The 16,909-nt window shown below is 63.8% G+C and carries 20 protein-coding genes and 1 tRNA gene; 13 read left to right on the top strand and 8 right to left on the bottom strand.

Features of this window, described 5'->3' with window-relative positions; genetic code table 11:
• Window positions 1–276: 276 nt before the first annotated feature.
• The 3 genes from BFD71_RS27955 (at window position 277) to BFD71_RS27945 (ending at window position 1,455) form a co-directional block, all read left to right on the top strand.
• Window positions 277–504, top strand: coding sequence for a hypothetical protein (locus tag BFD71_RS27955; RefSeq protein ID WP_069267558.1), 228 nt, complete (start codon window positions 277–279; stop codon window positions 502–504).
• A gap of 278 nt (window positions 505–782) precedes the next feature.
• Window positions 783–1,004, top strand: coding sequence for a hypothetical protein (locus BFD71_RS27950; RefSeq protein WP_069267557.1), 222 nt, complete (start codon window positions 783–785; stop codon window positions 1,002–1,004).
• 259 nt (window positions 1,005–1,263) lie between these two features.
• Window positions 1,264–1,455 carry a hypothetical protein gene (locus BFD71_RS27945; protein ID WP_141710819.1) on the top strand — a complete coding sequence of 64 codons (192 nt, stop codon included), beginning with the start codon at window positions 1,264–1,266 and terminating at the stop codon, window positions 1,453–1,455.
• 211 nt (window positions 1,456–1,666) lie between these two features.
• Here BFD71_RS27945 and BFD71_RS27940 read toward each other — a convergent pair.
• Together BFD71_RS27940 and dusA are read right to left on the bottom strand one after the other, a co-directional pair.
• A tRNA-His gene (locus tag BFD71_RS27940) sits at window positions 1,667–1,742 on the bottom strand.
• Window positions 1,743–1,830: 88 nt separating this feature from the next.
• The gene (dusA, locus tag BFD71_RS27935; protein ID WP_069267555.1) at window positions 1,831–2,832 is read right to left on the bottom strand and encodes a tRNA dihydrouridine(20/20a) synthase DusA; all 1,002 of its coding nucleotides are present in this window, start codon (window positions 2,830–2,832) and stop codon (window positions 1,831–1,833) included.
• Between the two features lie 417 nt (window positions 2,833–3,249).
• Between dusA and BFD71_RS27930 the strand changes: the two genes are divergently transcribed.
• Window positions 3,250–3,522, top strand: a complete 273-nt coding sequence (locus BFD71_RS27930) for a hypothetical protein (RefSeq protein WP_028204875.1) — start codon at window positions 3,250–3,252, stop codon at window positions 3,520–3,522.
• Window positions 3,523–3,648: 126 nt separating this feature from the next.
• Here the strand turns inward: BFD71_RS27930 and BFD71_RS27925 are convergent, their stop codons facing one another.
• A complete protein-coding gene (locus BFD71_RS27925) occupies window positions 3,649–3,891 on the bottom strand; it encodes a hypothetical protein (RefSeq protein WP_069267554.1) in 243 nt (80 codons plus the stop codon).
• Between the two features lie 183 nt (window positions 3,892–4,074).
• Between BFD71_RS27925 and BFD71_RS27920 the strand changes: the two genes are divergently transcribed.
• The 3 genes from BFD71_RS27920 to BFD71_RS27910 all read left to right on the top strand — a co-directional run bounded on the left by BFD71_RS27920 (window position 4,075) and on the right by BFD71_RS27910 (window position 6,906).
• Window positions 4,075–5,127 (top strand): NADP(H)-dependent aldo-keto reductase, encoded by a 1,053-nt coding sequence (locus tag BFD71_RS27920; protein ID WP_069267612.1) that lies wholly within the window; start codon window positions 4,075–4,077, stop codon window positions 5,125–5,127.
• A gap of 190 nt (window positions 5,128–5,317) precedes the next feature.
• Entirely contained in the window at window positions 5,318–6,379 is a 1,062-nt protein-coding gene (locus BFD71_RS27915) for a permease (RefSeq protein WP_069267553.1), read from the top strand.
• A gap of 104 nt (window positions 6,380–6,483) precedes the next feature.
• Window positions 6,484–6,906 carry a hypothetical protein gene (locus BFD71_RS27910; protein ID WP_042268617.1) on the top strand — a complete coding sequence of 141 codons (423 nt, stop codon included), beginning with the start codon at window positions 6,484–6,486 and terminating at the stop codon, window positions 6,904–6,906.
• 18 nt (window positions 6,907–6,924) lie between these two features.
• Here BFD71_RS27910 and BFD71_RS27905 read toward each other — a convergent pair whose 3' ends face one another.
• Together BFD71_RS27905 and nodI are read right to left on the bottom strand one after the other, a co-directional pair.
• On the bottom strand, window positions 6,925–7,761 hold the full coding sequence (locus BFD71_RS27905; protein ID WP_069267552.1) for an ABC transporter permease: 837 nt from the start codon (window positions 7,759–7,761) through the stop codon (window positions 6,925–6,927).
• Between the two features lie 44 nt (window positions 7,762–7,805).
• Window positions 7,806–8,720, bottom strand: a complete 915-nt coding sequence (nodI, locus tag BFD71_RS27900) for a nodulation factor ABC transporter ATP-binding protein NodI (protein WP_069267611.1) — start codon at window positions 8,718–8,720, stop codon at window positions 7,806–7,808.
• A 321-nt stretch (window positions 8,721–9,041) separates the two neighbouring features.
• Here nodI and BFD71_RS27895 point away from each other — a divergent pair, with 321 nt between their 5' ends.
• Complete coding sequence (locus BFD71_RS27895) at window positions 9,042–9,512, top strand: universal stress protein (protein ID WP_069267551.1); 471 nt, start codon at window positions 9,042–9,044, stop codon at window positions 9,510–9,512.
• Between the two features lie 61 nt (window positions 9,513–9,573).
• Here the strand turns inward: BFD71_RS27895 and BFD71_RS27890 are convergent, their stop codons facing one another.
• From BFD71_RS27890 to lexA, 3 genes are all read right to left on the bottom strand, one after another.
• Window positions 9,574–10,257 (bottom strand): DUF2939 domain-containing protein, encoded by a 684-nt coding sequence (locus BFD71_RS27890; protein WP_069267610.1) that lies wholly within the window; start codon window positions 10,255–10,257, stop codon window positions 9,574–9,576.
• A 96-nt stretch (window positions 10,258–10,353) separates the two neighbouring features.
• Complete coding sequence (locus BFD71_RS27885; RefSeq protein ID WP_069267550.1) at window positions 10,354–10,731, bottom strand: hypothetical protein; 378 nt, start codon at window positions 10,729–10,731, stop codon at window positions 10,354–10,356.
• A gap of 64 nt (window positions 10,732–10,795) precedes the next feature.
• Window positions 10,796–11,446 carry a transcriptional repressor LexA gene (gene lexA, locus BFD71_RS27880; RefSeq protein WP_042268621.1) on the bottom strand — a complete coding sequence of 217 codons (651 nt, stop codon included), beginning with the start codon at window positions 11,444–11,446 and terminating at the stop codon, window positions 10,796–10,798.
• A gap of 293 nt (window positions 11,447–11,739) precedes the next feature.
• Here lexA and BFD71_RS27875 point away from each other — a divergent pair, with 293 nt between their 5' ends.
• The 5 genes from BFD71_RS27875 (at window position 11,740) to BFD71_RS27855 (ending at window position 16,885) form a co-directional block, all read left to right on the top strand.
• Entirely contained in the window at window positions 11,740–12,798 is a 1,059-nt protein-coding gene (locus tag BFD71_RS27875) for a sulfate ABC transporter substrate-binding protein (protein WP_069267549.1), read from the top strand.
• Window positions 12,799–12,947: 149 nt separating this feature from the next.
• Window positions 12,948–13,847 carry a sulfate ABC transporter permease subunit CysT gene (gene cysT, locus BFD71_RS27870; protein ID WP_069267609.1) on the top strand — a complete coding sequence of 300 codons (900 nt, stop codon included), beginning with the start codon at window positions 12,948–12,950 and terminating at the stop codon, window positions 13,845–13,847.
• Entirely contained in the window at window positions 13,844–14,812 is a 969-nt protein-coding gene (gene cysW, locus BFD71_RS27865; RefSeq protein ID WP_069267548.1) for a sulfate ABC transporter permease subunit CysW, read from the top strand. Before cysT ends, cysW begins: the two co-directional genes overlap by 4 nt.
• Window positions 14,813–14,814: 2 nt before the next feature.
• Window positions 14,815–15,873, top strand: coding sequence for a sulfate/molybdate ABC transporter ATP-binding protein (locus tag BFD71_RS27860; protein ID WP_069267547.1), 1,059 nt, complete (start codon window positions 14,815–14,817; stop codon window positions 15,871–15,873).
• An 85-nt stretch (window positions 15,874–15,958) separates the two neighbouring features.
• Window positions 15,959–16,885, top strand: coding sequence for a CysB family HTH-type transcriptional regulator (locus BFD71_RS27855; protein WP_069267546.1), 927 nt, complete (start codon window positions 15,959–15,961; stop codon window positions 16,883–16,885).
• The last annotated feature ends 24 nt before the right edge of the window (window positions 16,886–16,909 follow it).

Below are 16,909 nucleotides of genomic sequence, written 5' to 3'. Positions count from 1 at the left end.
TTATCGACCCACACCGGTGTGGGTTTGCGGCGGGGCATTCCGAAATGCTGTCGCTATTTTAGCCGCTCCTCCTAATTTCGTTGCTCTGGTATCCGCACTGAGTCCAAGCCAGTCGGCGAGTTCGTTCGTGGTCAGGTAGTCGCTCATCGATGGCTCTATTCGCTACTTGCCTTGAGTGCGTGGGTTCCCAGCTATTGGGGGGCGATTACCTGTTACATGCATAACTGCGACGTCGGCCATGCTACTATTTCCTTTCAATTTGAAAGGAGACTGCCGATGGGCTGGAACGTGCGTTTTACCGACTACCGTGGTTACGACCTCCATTCGGAAACCCTTGAGTGCCCCAATGAAATGTGGGTATGGCGCGCGAAAGTAAGCAGGGGCCCAGAACGCGAGATCGCTTCGAGTGAAGACCTGAAGACGAGCCACAGGACTCGGGACGATGCCGAAAGCGCCGGGTTCGCTTGGGGGCGCGCGATGGTCGATGAAATCTTGATGGGCTAGGCAAACCTGTTTCACTCGGCGCTCTCGTCGCATCGGAAGGCGCGAGAGCGGCTCGTTCGCCGGCTGCTGCTATGACGCTCCCGCGCGCTTCGCTTGTCGATCTCGGTGTAATAGGCAGTCATTTCCCTGCCGCTATGTGATGGGGGATTGCCCCAAGTCGCTAAAGGTTGCTGCCACAGCGGCCGTTAACGATTTCCGTGGCGCGTCCACATTCACTTAACGATCTCTAAAAATTCACCCTCGGCGCCGGTGTTAGATTGCAACCGGGAGGAGAGCCAATGAACAATCACGTCATTCGCTACAAGGGATACATCGTCGATTTCACGCCGTTTGATGTTGGCAACGGAGAATTCGGTCCGCGGTGGGCCATCGCAATGGACGATACTGTCTGGGCTGGCAGTGTCCCGTTGTCTAGTGGTCGTTTGATGCATCGCGGTACCTACGAAGAGGCAACAGCAATCGGGAAGCTGCAAGCTTTGCAAATGATTGACCTCGACTAATGCTGCGTGTCAGGTTACGCAATCACTGCGCTGCGTATTGATTTGATTGATCTCGTCGTCGTACTTGGCCATCTCTCTGCTGTTGTCTGGCAGGGATCCGGCAGCGCACGAATGTACTGAACGCTGCCTCGAAAATCCTTGGTCGTTTCCGACGCAAATGTGTGATTAACTTGCTCCCGCTCGCGCCCATGCGAGCGCGCAGCAAGCGAAATCGGTGCAATGGTTCGGGAGAATCATTGCCAGTCGTCGGGGGCAGACTTTGGACAAAGTTGACGAGCTCACAACTGCCTACGAGGCTTGGGTTGCGGCACGCGAAGGATTGGCGCGTGATCTGCCGCCGCTGATCCTCGAAAACCCAAACGACGATTTGATACGCGCCCTGATCGCGCGCGAGGTCGCTACCCATCGCCAATTCGTTGCTGCGAAAGAGCGGGCAAACGGCATTACTTAGGCGACGGTTCGAAGGTGTTTCATGCCGGGCTCAGGCTGACGACCCAGGCCAGCTACGCGCGCACTCAAAAGATTGCAGCGTCGCATGCGGGATCGCTTTCGCGACCAACCGCTCGCGCCGCTTCGACTTGAATTGCTTACACCGGCGCTTAAACGGATTCCAGAAAGCAAAAAGCCCAGTTCATCGAACTGGGCTAAGTGCTTGAATTCTTTGGGGTGGCTGATGGGACTCGAACCCACGACGACAGGAATCACAATCCTGGACTCTACCAACTGAGCTACAGCCACCGCTGTTTTCTCAACTAGCGCTGCTTCGAAAGCGGCGTCAATCAAGAAGCAAGATTATATACATACTAAAGTTGCCTTGCCTAGCCCTTTATTCAAGAATTTCGTCCGGAACGCGCAGATATTCGCGGGCCTCGTCGAAGATCGCGAGATCTGCCTTCGCGAGCTTGCGGCTGTCCGAGAGGATGCGGCGCCAGCCGCGCGCGCCGGCCACGCCGCGGTAGAGGCCCAGCGCATGGCGCACGATCGCGCCCAGGTAAGTGCCGCGTGCGATTTCGCTCGCGCAGTACTCGATGAGCTTCGCTTCCACTTCCTCGCGCGTAAGCGCAGCATCGGTCGAGCCATAGAAGCGCGCATCGACGTCGGCGAGCACGTAGGGGTTGTGGTACGCCTCGCGGCCGAGCATCACGCCATCGACGTGCCGTAGATGCTGCTCGACTTCGTCGAGCGTCTTGATGCCGCCGTTGATGATGATTTCGAGCTGCGGGAAGTCGCGCTTGAGCTGGTATGCGTAGTCGTACTTGAGCGGCGGGATCTCGCGGTTTTCCTTCGGGCTCAAGCCCTTCAGGATCGCGTTGCGCGCGTGCACGATGAAAACCTCACAGCCCGCTTCGGCAATCGTGCCGACGAAGTCGCGCACGAACGCATAGTCCTCGACCGTATCCACGCCGATGCGGTGCTTGACCGTCACGGGTACGGATACGACATCGCGCATCGCCTTCACGCAGTCCGCCACCAGTTGCGGTTCGTTCATCAGGCATGCGCCGAACGCGCCGCGCTGCACGCGCTCGGACGGGCAGCCGCAGTTCAGGTTGATCTCGTCGTAGCCCCACTGTTCTCCGAGCTTCGCGGCGCGCGCGAGGTCGTCGGGTTCGCTGCCGCCCAGCTGAAGCGCGACCGGCGCCTCGGCCGGCGTGAACGCGAGATGGCGCGGCACGTCGCCGTGGATGAGGGCGCCCGTCGTCACCATCTCCGTATACAGCCACGTGTGCCGGGAGATGAAGCGATGCAGCGAACGGCAGTGGCGATCGGTCCAGTCCATCATCGGCGCGACAGAAACGCGGCGGGGGCTGGCTTGACGGGTGGCGGACATGGCGATGGGAAACCGGGGAGTAACGGCTGACGTGGATCAACCTTGCATTTTAACGCATGCGGGCCTGGCTCTTCGTACCCTTTGCGCACTGCGCCAATTTGCCGGATACCTAAGCAGGAAGTGCGCCCGATGACCATTTTCGGCCGAAAAACCCTATCCGCGTTATGTAATCCGCGTGCAATTTGCTGCGTCGCGCAAATTTTTTTGGGAGCACTTTTAGGGTCTGTTAGGCGCTCAGCCCCGTCAGATCTGCCTGACAGGATTGTTGTGGAACGGAGAATAGTAAATTCGGATTATCGCGATTATTTTCCGATAGTAGGTGTATACACTGAGTTTCGTTGACGCAGCTCGTGGGCACTGACCTCCCAGGCGCGGCGCCTTCCCGATCCGCAACTGAACCTGATATTGGAGTCCACCATGAAGACCAAACTCATCGCAGCGCTGCTGGTCGCAGCTACCGCTTCTGTTGCCGCTCCGGCGTTCGCCAGCGGCTACGGCCCGGCACCGTTCTATCGCCCGGACGTCGGCGCGCCCGCTTCGCAGCGTGGCCAGAGCGTCCAGACCGTGGCCGCCGAACGCGTCCAGGAACAAGGCGCCCAAACGGCTTACGGCGGTGTCGCCGGCTCGGCTTCGCAGTCGGGCAGCCATGCAAAGGCCACGGGCCCGCAATCGGTTTTCTTCGGCCAGTAAGTCGCGCCGAAGTTTCCGATTCGTTGCTGAGCCGCCCGCGAGTCGGGCGGCCTGAAAGCCGGATGTCGTTGCGACGTCCGGCTTTTTGCTTTTCTGCGCCCGTTCTGTTTCTTTCCCGTGCGCCGCTCAGGAAGCGGCGCGCAGGCGCTTGTCGATCGCCTCGCGAATGCGATCGAAGGCCGCGTCGAAGGCGTTGTCCTGGGTCGGAAAGCGGCCAGCGGCGATGCCGTCGACCGGCACGTTGGCGTTTTCGGCGTCCGTGAGGCTCTGGATGATCTGCGTCGAGACGAAAAAACCGGCTTCGTGATCGCCGTCCACGCCGGCTGTCATGTCGAAACCCATATATTCGTAGCTGCGTCGGTTTTCCATGCCGATTTCTCCTGGTAGGCGCACGTGCGGATTCTGGCACGTCTGTCGCCGAGCGGCGCCGCGACCGCCGCGGCGCATTGCGCCACTTGCGGAAGCATGCGGTCGTATTCTGCAACTCCTGAAAAATTTCCCGCGTCGTGGTAGTTTCGGCGCTCCCCAACCGAACTGATGGACAACGTTTCCATGGAATACCGCACACTCGGCGAGACCGACGTCAAGGTGAGCCTGATCGGGCTCGGCACGATGACGTGGGGCGAGCAGAACACGGAGCGCGAGGCGCATGCGCAGATCGACTACGCGCTCGACCAGGGCGTCACGCTGATCGATGCCGCTGAAATGTACCCCGTGCCGCCGCGCCCGGAGACACAGGGACAGACCGAGCGCTTCATCGGAACGTGGCTCGCGCAGCATCGCGCGGCGCGCGAGCGTATCGTGCTCGCCACCAAGATTGCTGGCCCGGCGCGCCAGCCGCACAATCCGCAGCACATTCGCGGGCCGCAGAACCAGTTCGACCGCAAGAACCTGACCGAAGCGCTCGACGGCAGCCTGAAGCGCCTGCAGACCGATTACGTCGACCTGTATCAGCTGCACTGGCCCGATCGCAGCACGATGACGTTCGGCCGCAGCATGTACCCGTATCTCGACGATGCATACACGGTGCCGATCGAGGAAACGCTCAGCGTGCTCGCCGATTTCGTGAAGGCGGGCAAGATCCGCCATATCGGCGTGTCGAACGAAACGCCGTGGGGCGTCGCGCAGTTCCTGCGTGCGGCCGAAAAGCTCGGGCTGCCGCGCATCGTCAGCATCCAGAATCCGTACAGCCTGCTCAACCGGACGTTCGAGAGCGGCCTGTCCGAATTCGCGCACCGCGAAGCCGTGGGCCTGCTCGCGTATTCGCCGCTCGCGTTCGGCTGGCTTTCGGGCAAGTACGAGGGCGGGGCGCGTCCCGAAGGCGCGCGCATCACGCGGTTCGAGCGCTTCAAGCGCTACAGCAAGCCGGAATCGGTGGCCGCAACGACGCGTTACGTGGAACTCGCCCGCGCCCATGGCTACACGCCTGCGCAGTTCGCGCTCGCGTTCGTCAACAGCCGGCCGTTCCTCACCAGCAATCTGATCGGCGCGACCTCGCTCGAGCAGTTGAAGGAAAACATCGCCAGCGCCGACGTCAAGCTCACCCCCGAAGTGCTCGCGCAGATCGACGCGCTGCACGAGCAGCAGCCGAATCCGGCCCCTTAAAGGGAAAGCGGCAAACCGCGCTGTCCCTCACCGGGCCGCGCGGCGTCGCGTGAGGCGCCAACGCAGCAAAGGCGTTGGCGATTCGCAAGGCATACACTACGATCCAGCATGCGCCGCCGGGGCGCCATCACGCCTCGCGTGACGGCGCCCCGTCGGCCGTTCATACGCTCAATCCCGGAGAATTTTTACAATGACGAGCGCACGTCCAGCGCAATCGCCCCCGTCTTACGGCTGGCCCATTTTTATTTTGCTGGCGGTGGCCGGCCTCTTCTACGTGAAGTGGTTCCCGTACTATCACCGCGCATTTACCGCCGAGGAGACGCACTCCATCGGCAAATCGATCCTGATGGGCGGCGCGGCCACCGCCCCCGATCCCTCGTTCTCCGCCGCGCTCGATTACGCCTACGCCTACGGCAAGGCGATCTGGCAGGCCATGGTGCTCGGCCTGCTGCTCGGTTCCGGCGTGCAGGCGCTCCTGCCCGTGCAATGGGTCGCGCGCGTGCTCGGCCGACGCGGATTCGGCAGCGTCGCGGCGGGCGGCCTGCTCGCCGTGCCCGGCATGATGTGCACCTGCTGCGCCGCGCCAGTGGTCGTGGGCCTGCGCGCGCGCAATGCGTCGGCTGGTGGCGCGATTGCGTTCTGGCTCGGCAACTCCGTGCTCAATCCCGCGACGCTCGTGTTCATGGGCTTCGTGCTCGGCTGGCAGTGGAGTGCGCTGCGTCTCACGCTGGGCCTGCTGATGGTGTTCGGCCTCGGCTGGGTCTGCAACCGGCTCGTGACGCCCGAGGAATCGCGTGCCGCCGACGATCGCCTCGCGCAACTCGCCCAGCAGCAGGCCGAAGGCGGCAACGTCTTCGTGCGCTGGGCGCGCATCTTTGCGCGCATGGCCGTGCGGCTGGTGCCGGAATACATCGTGCTGGTGCTGTTGCTTGGCGCCGCTCGCGCATGGCTGTTCCCGCATATCGGCCCGGAAGTCACGAGCGGCCTTGGGTGGATCGTCACGTTCGCCGTGGTCGGCATGCTGTTCGTGATCCCTACGGCCGGCGAGGTGCCGATCATCCAGGCGATGCTGGCGCTCGGCATGGGTGTGGGTCCAGCGGGCGCGCTGCTGATGACGCTGCCACCCGTGAGCGTGCCGTCGTTCGCGATGCTGGCGGGCTCGTTCCGGCCGCGCATGCTCGCGGTCGTGGGCACGACGGTGGTGTTCTTCGGCATCGCCGCCGGGCTCGCGGCGGTGGCGCTAGGCTTCTAGGGACGCCGGGACGAGGCAGGCGCCATGCGTTCAGCGTTGGCATTCTTGTAATACGCGGGCGGTTCGCCGTCCGCCACGGAGCGGGCCGCGGCCCGAAAACCAGCATGGCAAAGCAAAAAACCAATCCGAAACTCGAGCAGGCGCTCACGCGCGGCGATCTCGCCATTCGCCAGGCCAATTCGGCACGCGCCACGGCGGTGCTTCGTGCGCTCGGCAAGATGATCGTCGAGGCTTCGGCCACCATCGGCGTCGAGGCGGATACCTCGATCCCCGACGGCGATCGCATCTACGACCCGGCCGACGGTCTCTGGCCGCAGTCGCTGCTGGTCTCGCTCGATGGCCCGGTGGAGGAGTCGGATCCCGAAGAGATCCGCACGGTGCGCTTGCTCGCCCAGACCCAATCGACGATGTTCCGCGTGGAATGGCATCGCGCCGACGGCAAGGTCGGCCGCCAGGAAGGCGGCCCGTTCGCGACGGTCGCGTTTATTTCGGACGTCGATATTCCCTGGGGCGACGACGAGGACTGAACGCCGCGCTATGGGGTGTCAGCGCATCATGCGCCGGCGGAACAGCACGGATGCGATCGCGAAGGGCACCACTACGTAGATCGCGAGTACGAGCAGGTGCAGGCCGGCCTGCTCGACAGGCCGGTCGAGCATGGCGGGGCGGATCAACGCAACGGCATGCGCGAGCGGTAGCATCAACGTGATGTGCTGCGCGGCGGCGGGCAGTTGCGCGATCGGAAAGAACACGCCGGAGAGCAGCAGCATCGGCGTGAGCACGAGCGTCTGATAGAACATGAAGAAGTCGTAGGACGGTGCGAGCGCGGTGACGATCATCGCGCAGCTCGCGAACGCGAGGCCCGCGAGCGCGATCACGGGCAGCGCGAGCAGCATGGAAGGAAAGCTCGCGTAGCCGAGCAGGCCCGCCACCACCATGATCGCCACGCCCGATAGCATCGACTTGCTCGCGGCCCACATCACCTCGCCGAGCACCACGTCGCCGAGCGTGAGCGGCGTGTGCATGATCGCTTCCCAAGTGCGCTGCACGTGCATGCGCGAGAAGCCCGAGTACATCGACTCGAAGCTCGCCGACATCATCACCGAAGACGACACCGTGCCTGCCGCGAGAAACGCGATGTACGAGACGCCGTCGACGTGCCCGACCATCAGCCCGAGCCCGAAGCCCAGACCGAAGAGATAGATCATCGGATCGGCGAGATTGCCGAACATCGACGCGAGGGCGAGCTTGCGCCAGACCAGATAGTTGCGCCGCCACACGGCCATCCAGTGCGTCGCGTTCGAAGGCAGCGCGGCGCGCGGCTCGCGCACGCTCGCACGTTCGGGGCGCGAGGGCGTCGGGTTGTTGGTGCGTGTCTGCATGGTGTCCTTGGCGATTCGTACGCGGGGCGTTGATCCTGCCGCCGTTAATCCTGCATCTCGCGGCCCGTGAGCCGCAGGAACACGTCTTCGAGATTCGCGGGCCGGTGCAGATAGCGCAAATCAGAGCGATGGCGCAGCTTCGCATGGACAGGCGCAGGGTCGTCGACATAACAGAACAGCGTCTCGCCGCTGATCTCGGTGCGCTTCGCGTCGGCCGCAAGTTCATCGCGCAACGCGACCGGGTCCGGTCCGTACACCTCGATCACATCGCAGCCGATCTCCGATTCGATCAGCGCCTTGGGTGCGCCCTCGGCGATCTTGCGGCCTTCCTCGATCACGCAGACCCGATTGCAAAGCCGTTCGGCCTCCTCCATGAAATGCGTGGTGAGGAGAATCGTTTTGCCGCGCGCGAGCAGCGAGCGCAGCCGCTCCCAGATCAGATGCCGTGCCTGTGGATCGAGGCCCGTAGTGGGCTCGTCCATCACAAGCACGTCCGGGTCGTTCACGAGCGCGCGCGCGAGTGTGAGACGTCGGCGCATGCCGCCTGAGAGTTCGCCCACGCGTGCGTCGGCCTTGCTTTCGAGGCGCGCGAATTCGAGCAACGGCGCGACGAGCTCGCGCGTTTCGCGCGCGGACAAGCCGAAGTAGCGGCCGAACACCAGCAGGTTCTCGCGCACGGTGAAGTCGGGGTCGAGATTGTCGAACTGCGGCACCACCCCCACGCGCTGGCGGGCGTGGCGCGCGCGCGCCGGCACCGGCTCGCCGCACAGGCTGATGCGACCCGCATCGGGCGAAACGATGCCGAGCAACATGCGCAGTGTCGTGGTTTTTCCCGCGCCGTTCGGGCCGAGCAGTCCGAAGCACTCGCCGGGAACGACGTCGAACGACAGGCCGTTGACGACCGTCCTGTCTCCATAATGTTTGATGACCTGCTCGAATTCGATGGCGGGTGCGGGCATGGACCGGTTGAACGTGAGTCGATCGGGCATCGCGCGAGTCGCTCGAAGTACCGAACGAAAAATCGCACGAAACGAGGCGGCCCATTTTAGTGCATTGCTGCGTGGCGGGTCGGGCGTCGCTCACAAGTGTTTTGACGATGCACGATGTAAATGCATGTCGCGGCAAGCATCCAGCACTGTGCAAGATGCATGCGCCGATTGGGACGCGCCTGGCGTTTTTCGATGCACACCTGGCGTTTTCCAGCCCTTGCGTGTGGAATTGCGGCGCACCATCATGAGAATCGCACAGCCTGCAAATCACGCGGGCGGGGAGAAGCGATCATGGCGAGCTATAAAAAAATTCTGCTCTGTTACGACGGCTCGCGCGAAGGCCGCAAGGCACTGCGTTGCGGCGCCGATCTTGCACTCGATCTGCAGGCCGAGACGCACTTGCTCTCGGTCGTCGACATGCGTTCGACGATCGCCCAGAGCGCCGGCCTGTTGACCGACGTGGCCTGCGGCCGCTTCGAGGAAACGGCGCGCGAGATTCTTCAGGAAGGCGTGGACTGGCTAACTGAGCGCGGCGTGCGCGCTCAGGGGCATTTCGCGTTCGGTCATCCGATCGACGAAATCGCGAATCTGGCCAACGAGCTGAATGCCGACCTCGTGGTGGTGGGCCACCGCTGCCGCACAGGGCTCTCGCGTTGGTGGATGGGCGCCGGCAACACGCCGCTGCTCGACCGCGTTTCGTGCAGCATTCTCGTGGCGTGTTCGTCGGCGGCTGAGGAAAAGCAGCAGCAAGCCGCCGCGTAGGGGATCAAGCGGGCCGGCTCGCCTGGAACCGGCCTGTTAGCGCTGCCACTGCCGATCTATCTCAGTTCGAGACGTTTCCTTCGCTTAGCTCGACCGCCGAGAGCTTCCACGAGAAGAGCCCGTGACGCTGCAGAATGGCGGCGTAGTGCTCGCCCGTACTGCCGCGGTCCCACGTGAGCGCGAACTCATTGAGGCCGCGATAGCCCGCCGTGGTCACCGGCCGCGCCTCGGGCGCGGGGGTGCCGGATACGGCCGGGGCCGGTGGCGCGGCGGAGGCGGGTGCCGATTGCGGCGGCTCTGCCGATTGCGCGGATGGCGCGCCGGATTCCGCTGGCGGCGGCGCGTGTGGCCGGTCGCCGGGCTTGCCCGTCGGCGGCATGCCATCGAGCAGGGCGGCCACGCCTTCCGGTGTGGCGTAGGCATCCACGAGCGGACTAATCAGTGCCGCGCCAATTACGGCGCCGAGGATCAGCAACGGATTGCTGCTGTGCTGCCCCTCGACGCGCCGGTGCAGCATCTCGCCCACCTGCTGTTTCAGGCTCAGGCGCAGCGCAGGGTAATCGACGTATTCGTTGAGCGCGTCGGCGTCACGCGCGTCGGCCGCGGCTTTCATGTGTTTCACCGCGATATAGGGCGACGCATAGGCGTAGCCGATCGCGGCAACGACCATTGCGACGGCGACCGTGATCGCAACGGGCTTTTTCCAGCCTTGGGTCTTGCGCGGGGTAGAGAGAGATTCCGTCATCGGCATAGGGCAAATCGTTTAAACACGGTGTTGACCGCAAACCGGGCCAAACGATCCCGCCCGTAACCTCTTCTCACATTTGGGCAGCGTTGCTGCTTACTTCGCGAGTGCCGCGGGCAGGTCGCTGTGCTGCTCGGCGATGCAGCGGTCGATTGCGCGGCAAACCGCGTCGACCGTGCCGACTAGGATGAGCCGCGACGGACCCTGATAGACGCGCACGGGCGCGCGGCGCATGGGCTGTTCGGTGTTGAGCGTGCTGTTGAGCGACACGCGCGCAAACGCCGGCTGTGCCGAGGGCAGCACGGGCAGGTCGGCTGCGCTGGCCGCCACCATCTCAGGCGAGTCTTCGAAGAGCGAACCGCTCAGTGCGGCAGCCGAATCGCGGACATCGCGGACCGCGCACGAGGCGATTCCACGGAGATGGCGAAGGCGGCCGAATTGGCGGAAGGGCAGCAGGCGGGCAAGACGTTCCATGACTCTCTCCAGGTATGCGCAGATGGTGCGCAAACAATGTGCAAACCGCGCTCAGACGGATTCCTTAGAATTCGGTGGGGCGGATCAGCCCGACCGCGATGCCTTCGAGCGCAAATTCCGCGCTGCCGGCCTCGACGAAAATATTGTCGTAATCGGGGTTCTCGGCGATCAGCTCGAGCCCGTTCGGACGGCGCTTCAGGCGCTTGACGGTGACGTCGTCGCCGAGGCGCGCCACGATGATCTGGCCGTCTTTCGCTTCGGCCTTTTTCTGCACGGCGAGCAGGTCGCCGTCGAGGATGCCGGCGTCGCGCATGGAAAGGCCGCGCACCTTCAACAGGTAGTCTGGGCGGCTCGAGAAGAGCGCCGGGTCGCACATATAGTTCTGCGAGATGTGCTCCTGCGCGAGGATCGGGCTACCCGCAGCGACGCGGCCGACGAGCGGCAGCGAGAGTTGCATGATGCTCGGGTGCGGGAGCGTGAACTGGTGTGGCAGGTCGTCGGGCCCCGGCACGAGGCGGATGCCGCGCGAGGCGCCCGCAGCCAGTTCGATCACGCCCTTGCGCGCCAGCGCACGCAGATGCTCCTCCGCGGAGTTGGCGGAACTGAAGCCGAGTTCCGCCGCGATCTCGGCGCGCGTGGGCGGAAAGCCCGTGCGCTCGATGGCCCGGCGAACCAGATCGAAAACCTGCTGCTGTCGTGCGGTGAGTTTGGTCATGGCGCCACTGTATGTTTGAACAGGTAACTGTATTTTTATACAGTACTCGCCACTTTTCAAGTGTTACTTGAAGTTCATCGACTGAACGTTGCCATCAGGCCGTTTTCCCGTGTTTGCGCGGATGAAACCGCGCTCTAACAGCGACTTCCTCTGTCCTTACCACTTTTGCGTATTAAAAAATAAGAAAACATCATTTTTAATAATGTAAGGGGATCGCTAGACTGGCCTCCATCGTTAGCTGCGGTTTCATCAATGAGCGCAAACGAGCACACACGAGAACGGAGAACAGATAGATGGGCACGACACATACGGGGCGCGCGGGCTGGCTGAAAACACTGGCGGCAAAACTGGTCATCGGCGTTGCGCCGCTCGTCGGCGTCACGGCGATGGCGGCTATGGTGCCGCTGGCCGCTCACGCGGATACATCGCTGCTCAACGTCTCCTACGATCCGACGCGCGAGCTGTACCAGGACATCAACGAAGCCTTCATCAAGCAGTGGAAGGCGAAGACGGGCGAAACGCTCACCATCAAACAGTCGCATGGCGGCTCGGGCGCACAGGCGCGCTCGGTGCTCGACGGTCTGCAGGCCGACGTCGCGACGCTCGCGCTGGCATGGGACATCGACGCGCTCGCCAACAAGGGCATCGTCGCGAAGGACTGGCAAAAGCGCCTGCCCGACAACGCCTCGCCATACACGTCGACCATCGTGTTCCTCGTGCGCAAGGGCAACCCCAGGCACATCAAGGACTGGGACGATCTGACCAAGCCGGGTGTCTCGATCGTCACGCCGAATCCGAAGACCTCGGGCGGCGCGCGCTGGAACTATCTCGCGGCGTGGGCGTATGCGCTGCACCAGCCGGGCGGCAACGAGCAGACGGCGAAGGACTTTGTCACGAAGCTCTACAAGAACGCGGGCGTGCTCGACTCGGGCGCGCGGGGAGCCACGACGAGCTTCGTGCAGCGCGGCATCGGCGATGTGCTGATCGCATGGGAAAACGAAGCATTTCTCTCGCTCAAGGAGTTCGGCCCGGACAAGTTCGAGATCGTGGTGCCTTCGGTGAGCATTCTGGCTGAGCCGCCGGTTGCCGTGGTGGACAAGGTCGTCGACAAGAAGGGCACGCGCAAGGAGGCCGAAGCCTACCTGCAGTTCCTCTATAGCGAAGAGGGCCAGGAGATCGCCGCGAAGAACTTCTACCGTCCGCGTTCGGACAAGGTCCCGGCGGCGCTCACGGCGAAGTTTCCGAAGCTCAAGCTCTACACGGTCGACGACACGTTCGGCGGCTGGCCCAACGCGCAGAAGACGCATTTCGCGGATGGCGGCGTGTTCGATTCGATCTATCAGCCGCAGTAAAGCTGTCGAGCAGTCAAGCAGCAGGCGGTCAAGCAGTAAGCGGTCCGCATAACGACGTGATCGCATAACAACGAAGCGCGCCTACGGGCGCGCTTTTCGGCGCGAATCTGCAACGCACGAATCGCGCAACCCATGTCTGGACGATGAGCATGACAACGTTTCGATTGCGCAAGCCCAGTGCGCTGCCTGGCTTCGGTTTGACGCTTGGCATCACGGTGGCCTATCTGAGCCTCGTGGTGCTCATTCCGCTTGCCGCCACCTTTCTCAAGACGGCGACACTCGACTGGAGCCACTTCGTGCGCGCCGTGTGGTCGCCGCGCGTGATCGCGTCGTACCGGCTCACGTTCACCGCCGCGCTCGGCGGGGCGCTGATCAACGCGGTATTCGGCTTCCTGCTCGCGTGGGTGCTCGTGCGCTATAGGTTTCCGTTCAAACGGGTGATCGATGCGCTCGTCGATCTGCCGTTCGCGCTCCCGACTTCCGTGGCGGGCATTTCGCTCGCCGCCGTGTATGCCGGCAATGGCTGGATCGGCCAGTTCCTGCAGCCGCTCGGTCTGAAGATCGCCTTCACGCCGCTCGGCGTGCTCGTGGCGCTGACCTTCATCGGCTTGCCGTTCGTCGTGCGCACGGTGCAGCCGGTGCTCGAGGACTTCGAGCGCGAACAGGAAGAGGCCGCTGCGTGCCTCGGCGCCTCGCGCTGGCTCACGTTCCGCCGTGTCGTGCTGCCCGCGGTGCTGCCGGCGCTTCTCACGGGTTTCGCGCTCGCGTTCGCGCGTGCGCTGGGCGAGTACGGCTCGGTCATCTTCATCGCCGGCAACGTGCCGATGAAGTCGGAGATTACGTCGCTGCTCATCATCACCAAGCTCGAGCAGTACGACTATGCGGGCGCAACGGCGCTTGCCGTGATGATGCTCTGCGTCTCGTTCGTCATGCTGCTGCTCATCAACTCGCTGCAGTGGTATTTGCAGCGCCGCACGAGCCGGGGTGTAACGGCCGGCAGCGCGCCGAGTGCCGTGGTGGGCGCAACCGTCGCGGGAGGCGCGCAATGAGCACGCTGCCGCAACAACGAAGTACGCGCCGGCCGGACCCGGTCACCGAATCACCGTGGGTGCGCTGGCTGCTGACCGGCATCGCGCTCGCGTTTCTCGCGCTGTTTCTCGTGGTGCCGCTCGTCGCGGTGTTCTGGCAGGCGCTGTCGAAGGGTATCGGCTTCTACTTCACGTCGCTCGTCGATCCCGACGCGCTCTCCGCGATCAAGCTCACGCTCATCACCGCGGCGATCGCGGTGCCGTTGAATCTGGGCTTCGGCCTCGCGGCCTCGTGGGCGATCGCGAAGTTCGAGTTTCGCGGCAAGGCGCTGCTCACCACGCTGATCGACCTGCCGTTTTCAGTTTCGCCCGTGATTTCAGGTCTCATCTACGTGCTGCTGTTCGGCGCGCAGGGCTGGCTCGGGCCGTGGCTCGAAGACCGCAACGTGCAGATCATCTTCGCGGTGCCGGGTATCGTGCTCGCCACCATCTTCGTGACGTTCCCGTTCGTCGCGCGCGAGCTGATTCCGCTGATGCAGGCGCAGGGCAACGACGAAGAAGAGGCCGCCCACGTGCTGGGCGCCTCGGGCTGGCAGATGTTCCGCCGCGTGACGCTGCCCAATATCCGCTGGGGTCTGCTGTACGGCGTGATTCTCTGCAACGCGCGCGCCATGGGCGAGTTCGGTGCGGTGTCGGTGGTGTCGGGTCATATTCGCGGCCAGACCGACACGATGCCGCTGCACGTCGAGATTCTTTACAACGAGTACAACTTCGCGGCGGCGTTCGCCGTGGCATCGCTGCTCGCGTTGCTCGCGCTCGTCACGCTCGGCCTGAAGCTGCTCGCGGAGCGCCGCCTTTCGGCGGAACTGCGCGGCGCGGACGAGATTCCCGCCTACGCCGGCCCGCAACCCGTGGCCGTGCAACATGTTTCACAACACGCAGCGCCTCGCGCCGTGCGCCAACCGATTCAAGTAGGGGAGCAGTAAACATGGGCATCACCGTCAGCAATCTGCACAAGCGCTTCGGCGACTTCACCGCCCTCGACAACGTCTCGCTCGTCTTTCCGCCGGGCGAACTGGTTGCGCTGCTCGGACCTTCCGGTTGTGGCAAGACCACGCTCCTGCGCGTCATTGCGGGCCTCGAATACGCCGACGCGGGCCAGGTCGTGCTGCAAGGCCAGGACGTGGGCGAGGTGGGCGCGCGCGAGCGCCAGGTGGGCTTCGTGTTCCAGCATTACGCACTGTTCCGCCACATGACGGTGTTCGAGAACGTGGCGTTCGGCCTGCGCGTGAAGCCGCGCAGCGAGCGGCCCTCGGAGGCCGTGATTCGCGAGAAGGTGCATGAACTGCTCAAGCTCGTGCAGCTCGACTGGCTCGCGCAGCGCTATCCGTCCGAGCTGTCGGGCGGCCAGCGTCAGCGCATCGCGCTTGCGCGCGCGCTCGCCGTCGAGCCGAAGGTGCTGCTGCTCGACGAACCATTCGGCGCGCTCGACGCCAAGGTGCGCAAGGAGTTGCGCTCGTGGCTGCGTCGCCTGCACGACGACCTGCATATCTCGACGATCTTCGTCACGCACGACCAGGAGGAAGCGCTCGAGGTGGCCGATCGCATCGTCGTGATGAATCATGGGCACGTGGAGCAGGTCGGTAGCCCGCAGGACGTCTATGATCATCCGCAGACGGCCTTCGTGTACGAATTTCTGGGCGCCGCAAACCGGCTGCGCGGCAGCGTCGATGCACGCGGTTTCGTCGCCGAGGGCGCGGCGCAGCCGATCTCCGTGCACGCGAGCTTCGAAGGCCCCGCGCTCGCCTACGTGCGGCCGCACGACCTCGTGCTGCACCGCCAGGCGAGCGATCATCGCGACGGCATCGTCGTCGACGTGCGCCGCGTGGTGACGCTGGGCGGCTCGGTGCGCGTGGAGCTGGAAAGCCGCACGGGCGGCGCGCTCGAAGCCGAGCTCGACCGCGAGTCGTGGCGTGCGCTGGGCCTTTCGGTCGGCGAGGGCGTGACGGCCGTGCCGCGCGGGCTTCGCGTATTTCCGGCGCAATGAGCGCTGTAAAAAGCGGCGCAGCAAGCGTTACAGTGCTCACATCGACAAAAACGAATAATCGGTCAGCAGTCCCGGAGAGAAGACCATGAATTTTCAGCAGTTGCGTTTCGTGCGCGAAGCCGTACGGCAGAACATGAACCTGACCGAAGTGGCGAACGTGCTGTATACGTCGCAATCAGGCGTCTCCAAGCAGATCAAGGATCTCGAAGACGAGCTCGGCGTGGACATTTTCATTCGCCGCGGCAAGCGCTTGACCGGCCTCACGGAGCCTGGCAAGGCCGTGCATCAGCTGATCGAGCGCATGCTGCTCGACGCCGAGAACCTGCGCCGCGTGGCGCGCCAGTTCGCGGACCAGGACAGCGGCCACCTCGTGGTCGCGACGACGCACACGCAGGCGCGTTACGCGCTGCCTAAGGTCGTGCACCGGTTCCGCGAAGTGTTTCCGAAAGTCCATCTCGCGTTGCGTCAGGGCAATCCGCAGCAGATCGCGCAGATGATCATCAACGGCGAGGCCGACATCGGCATCTCGACCGAGGCGCTCGACCGCTTCCCCGACATCGTCACGTTCCCGTGCTACTCGTGGCATCACGTGGTGGTCGTGCCGAAGTCGCATCCGCTCGTGGGCCGCGAAAATCTCACGCTCGAAGACGTGGCCGAGTATCCGGTCATCACCTACGACCAGGACTTCACGGGCCGCTCGCACATCGACCAGGCGTTCGCGAAAGCGAGCGTGGTGCCCGACGTGGTGCTGACCGCCATCGACGCGGACGTGATCAAGACCTACGTCGAACTCGGCATGGGCGTGGGCATCGTCGCGGCGATGGCCTACGACCCGAAGCGCGACAGCGAACTCGTCGCGCTCGACACGGAGCATCTCTTCGATGCGAGCACGACGCGAGTGGGCCTGCGCAAGGGCGCATTCCTGCGCCAGTACGCGTACCGGCTCATCGAAATGTTCGCGCCGCAGCTCACCGAGCAGCAGATCGCGAGCCAGCTGCGCGAGGCAACCTGAAAAGCGCGCTGATTTTCTCGGCGG

It is taken from the genome of Paraburkholderia nodosa (assembly GCF_001718195.1).
Classification (GTDB): domain Bacteria; phylum Pseudomonadota; class Gammaproteobacteria; order Burkholderiales; family Burkholderiaceae; genus Paraburkholderia; species Paraburkholderia nodosa_A.
Note: the sequence above shows the minus strand (reverse complement) of the source record. Positions and strands in the feature narration are given on the sequence as shown.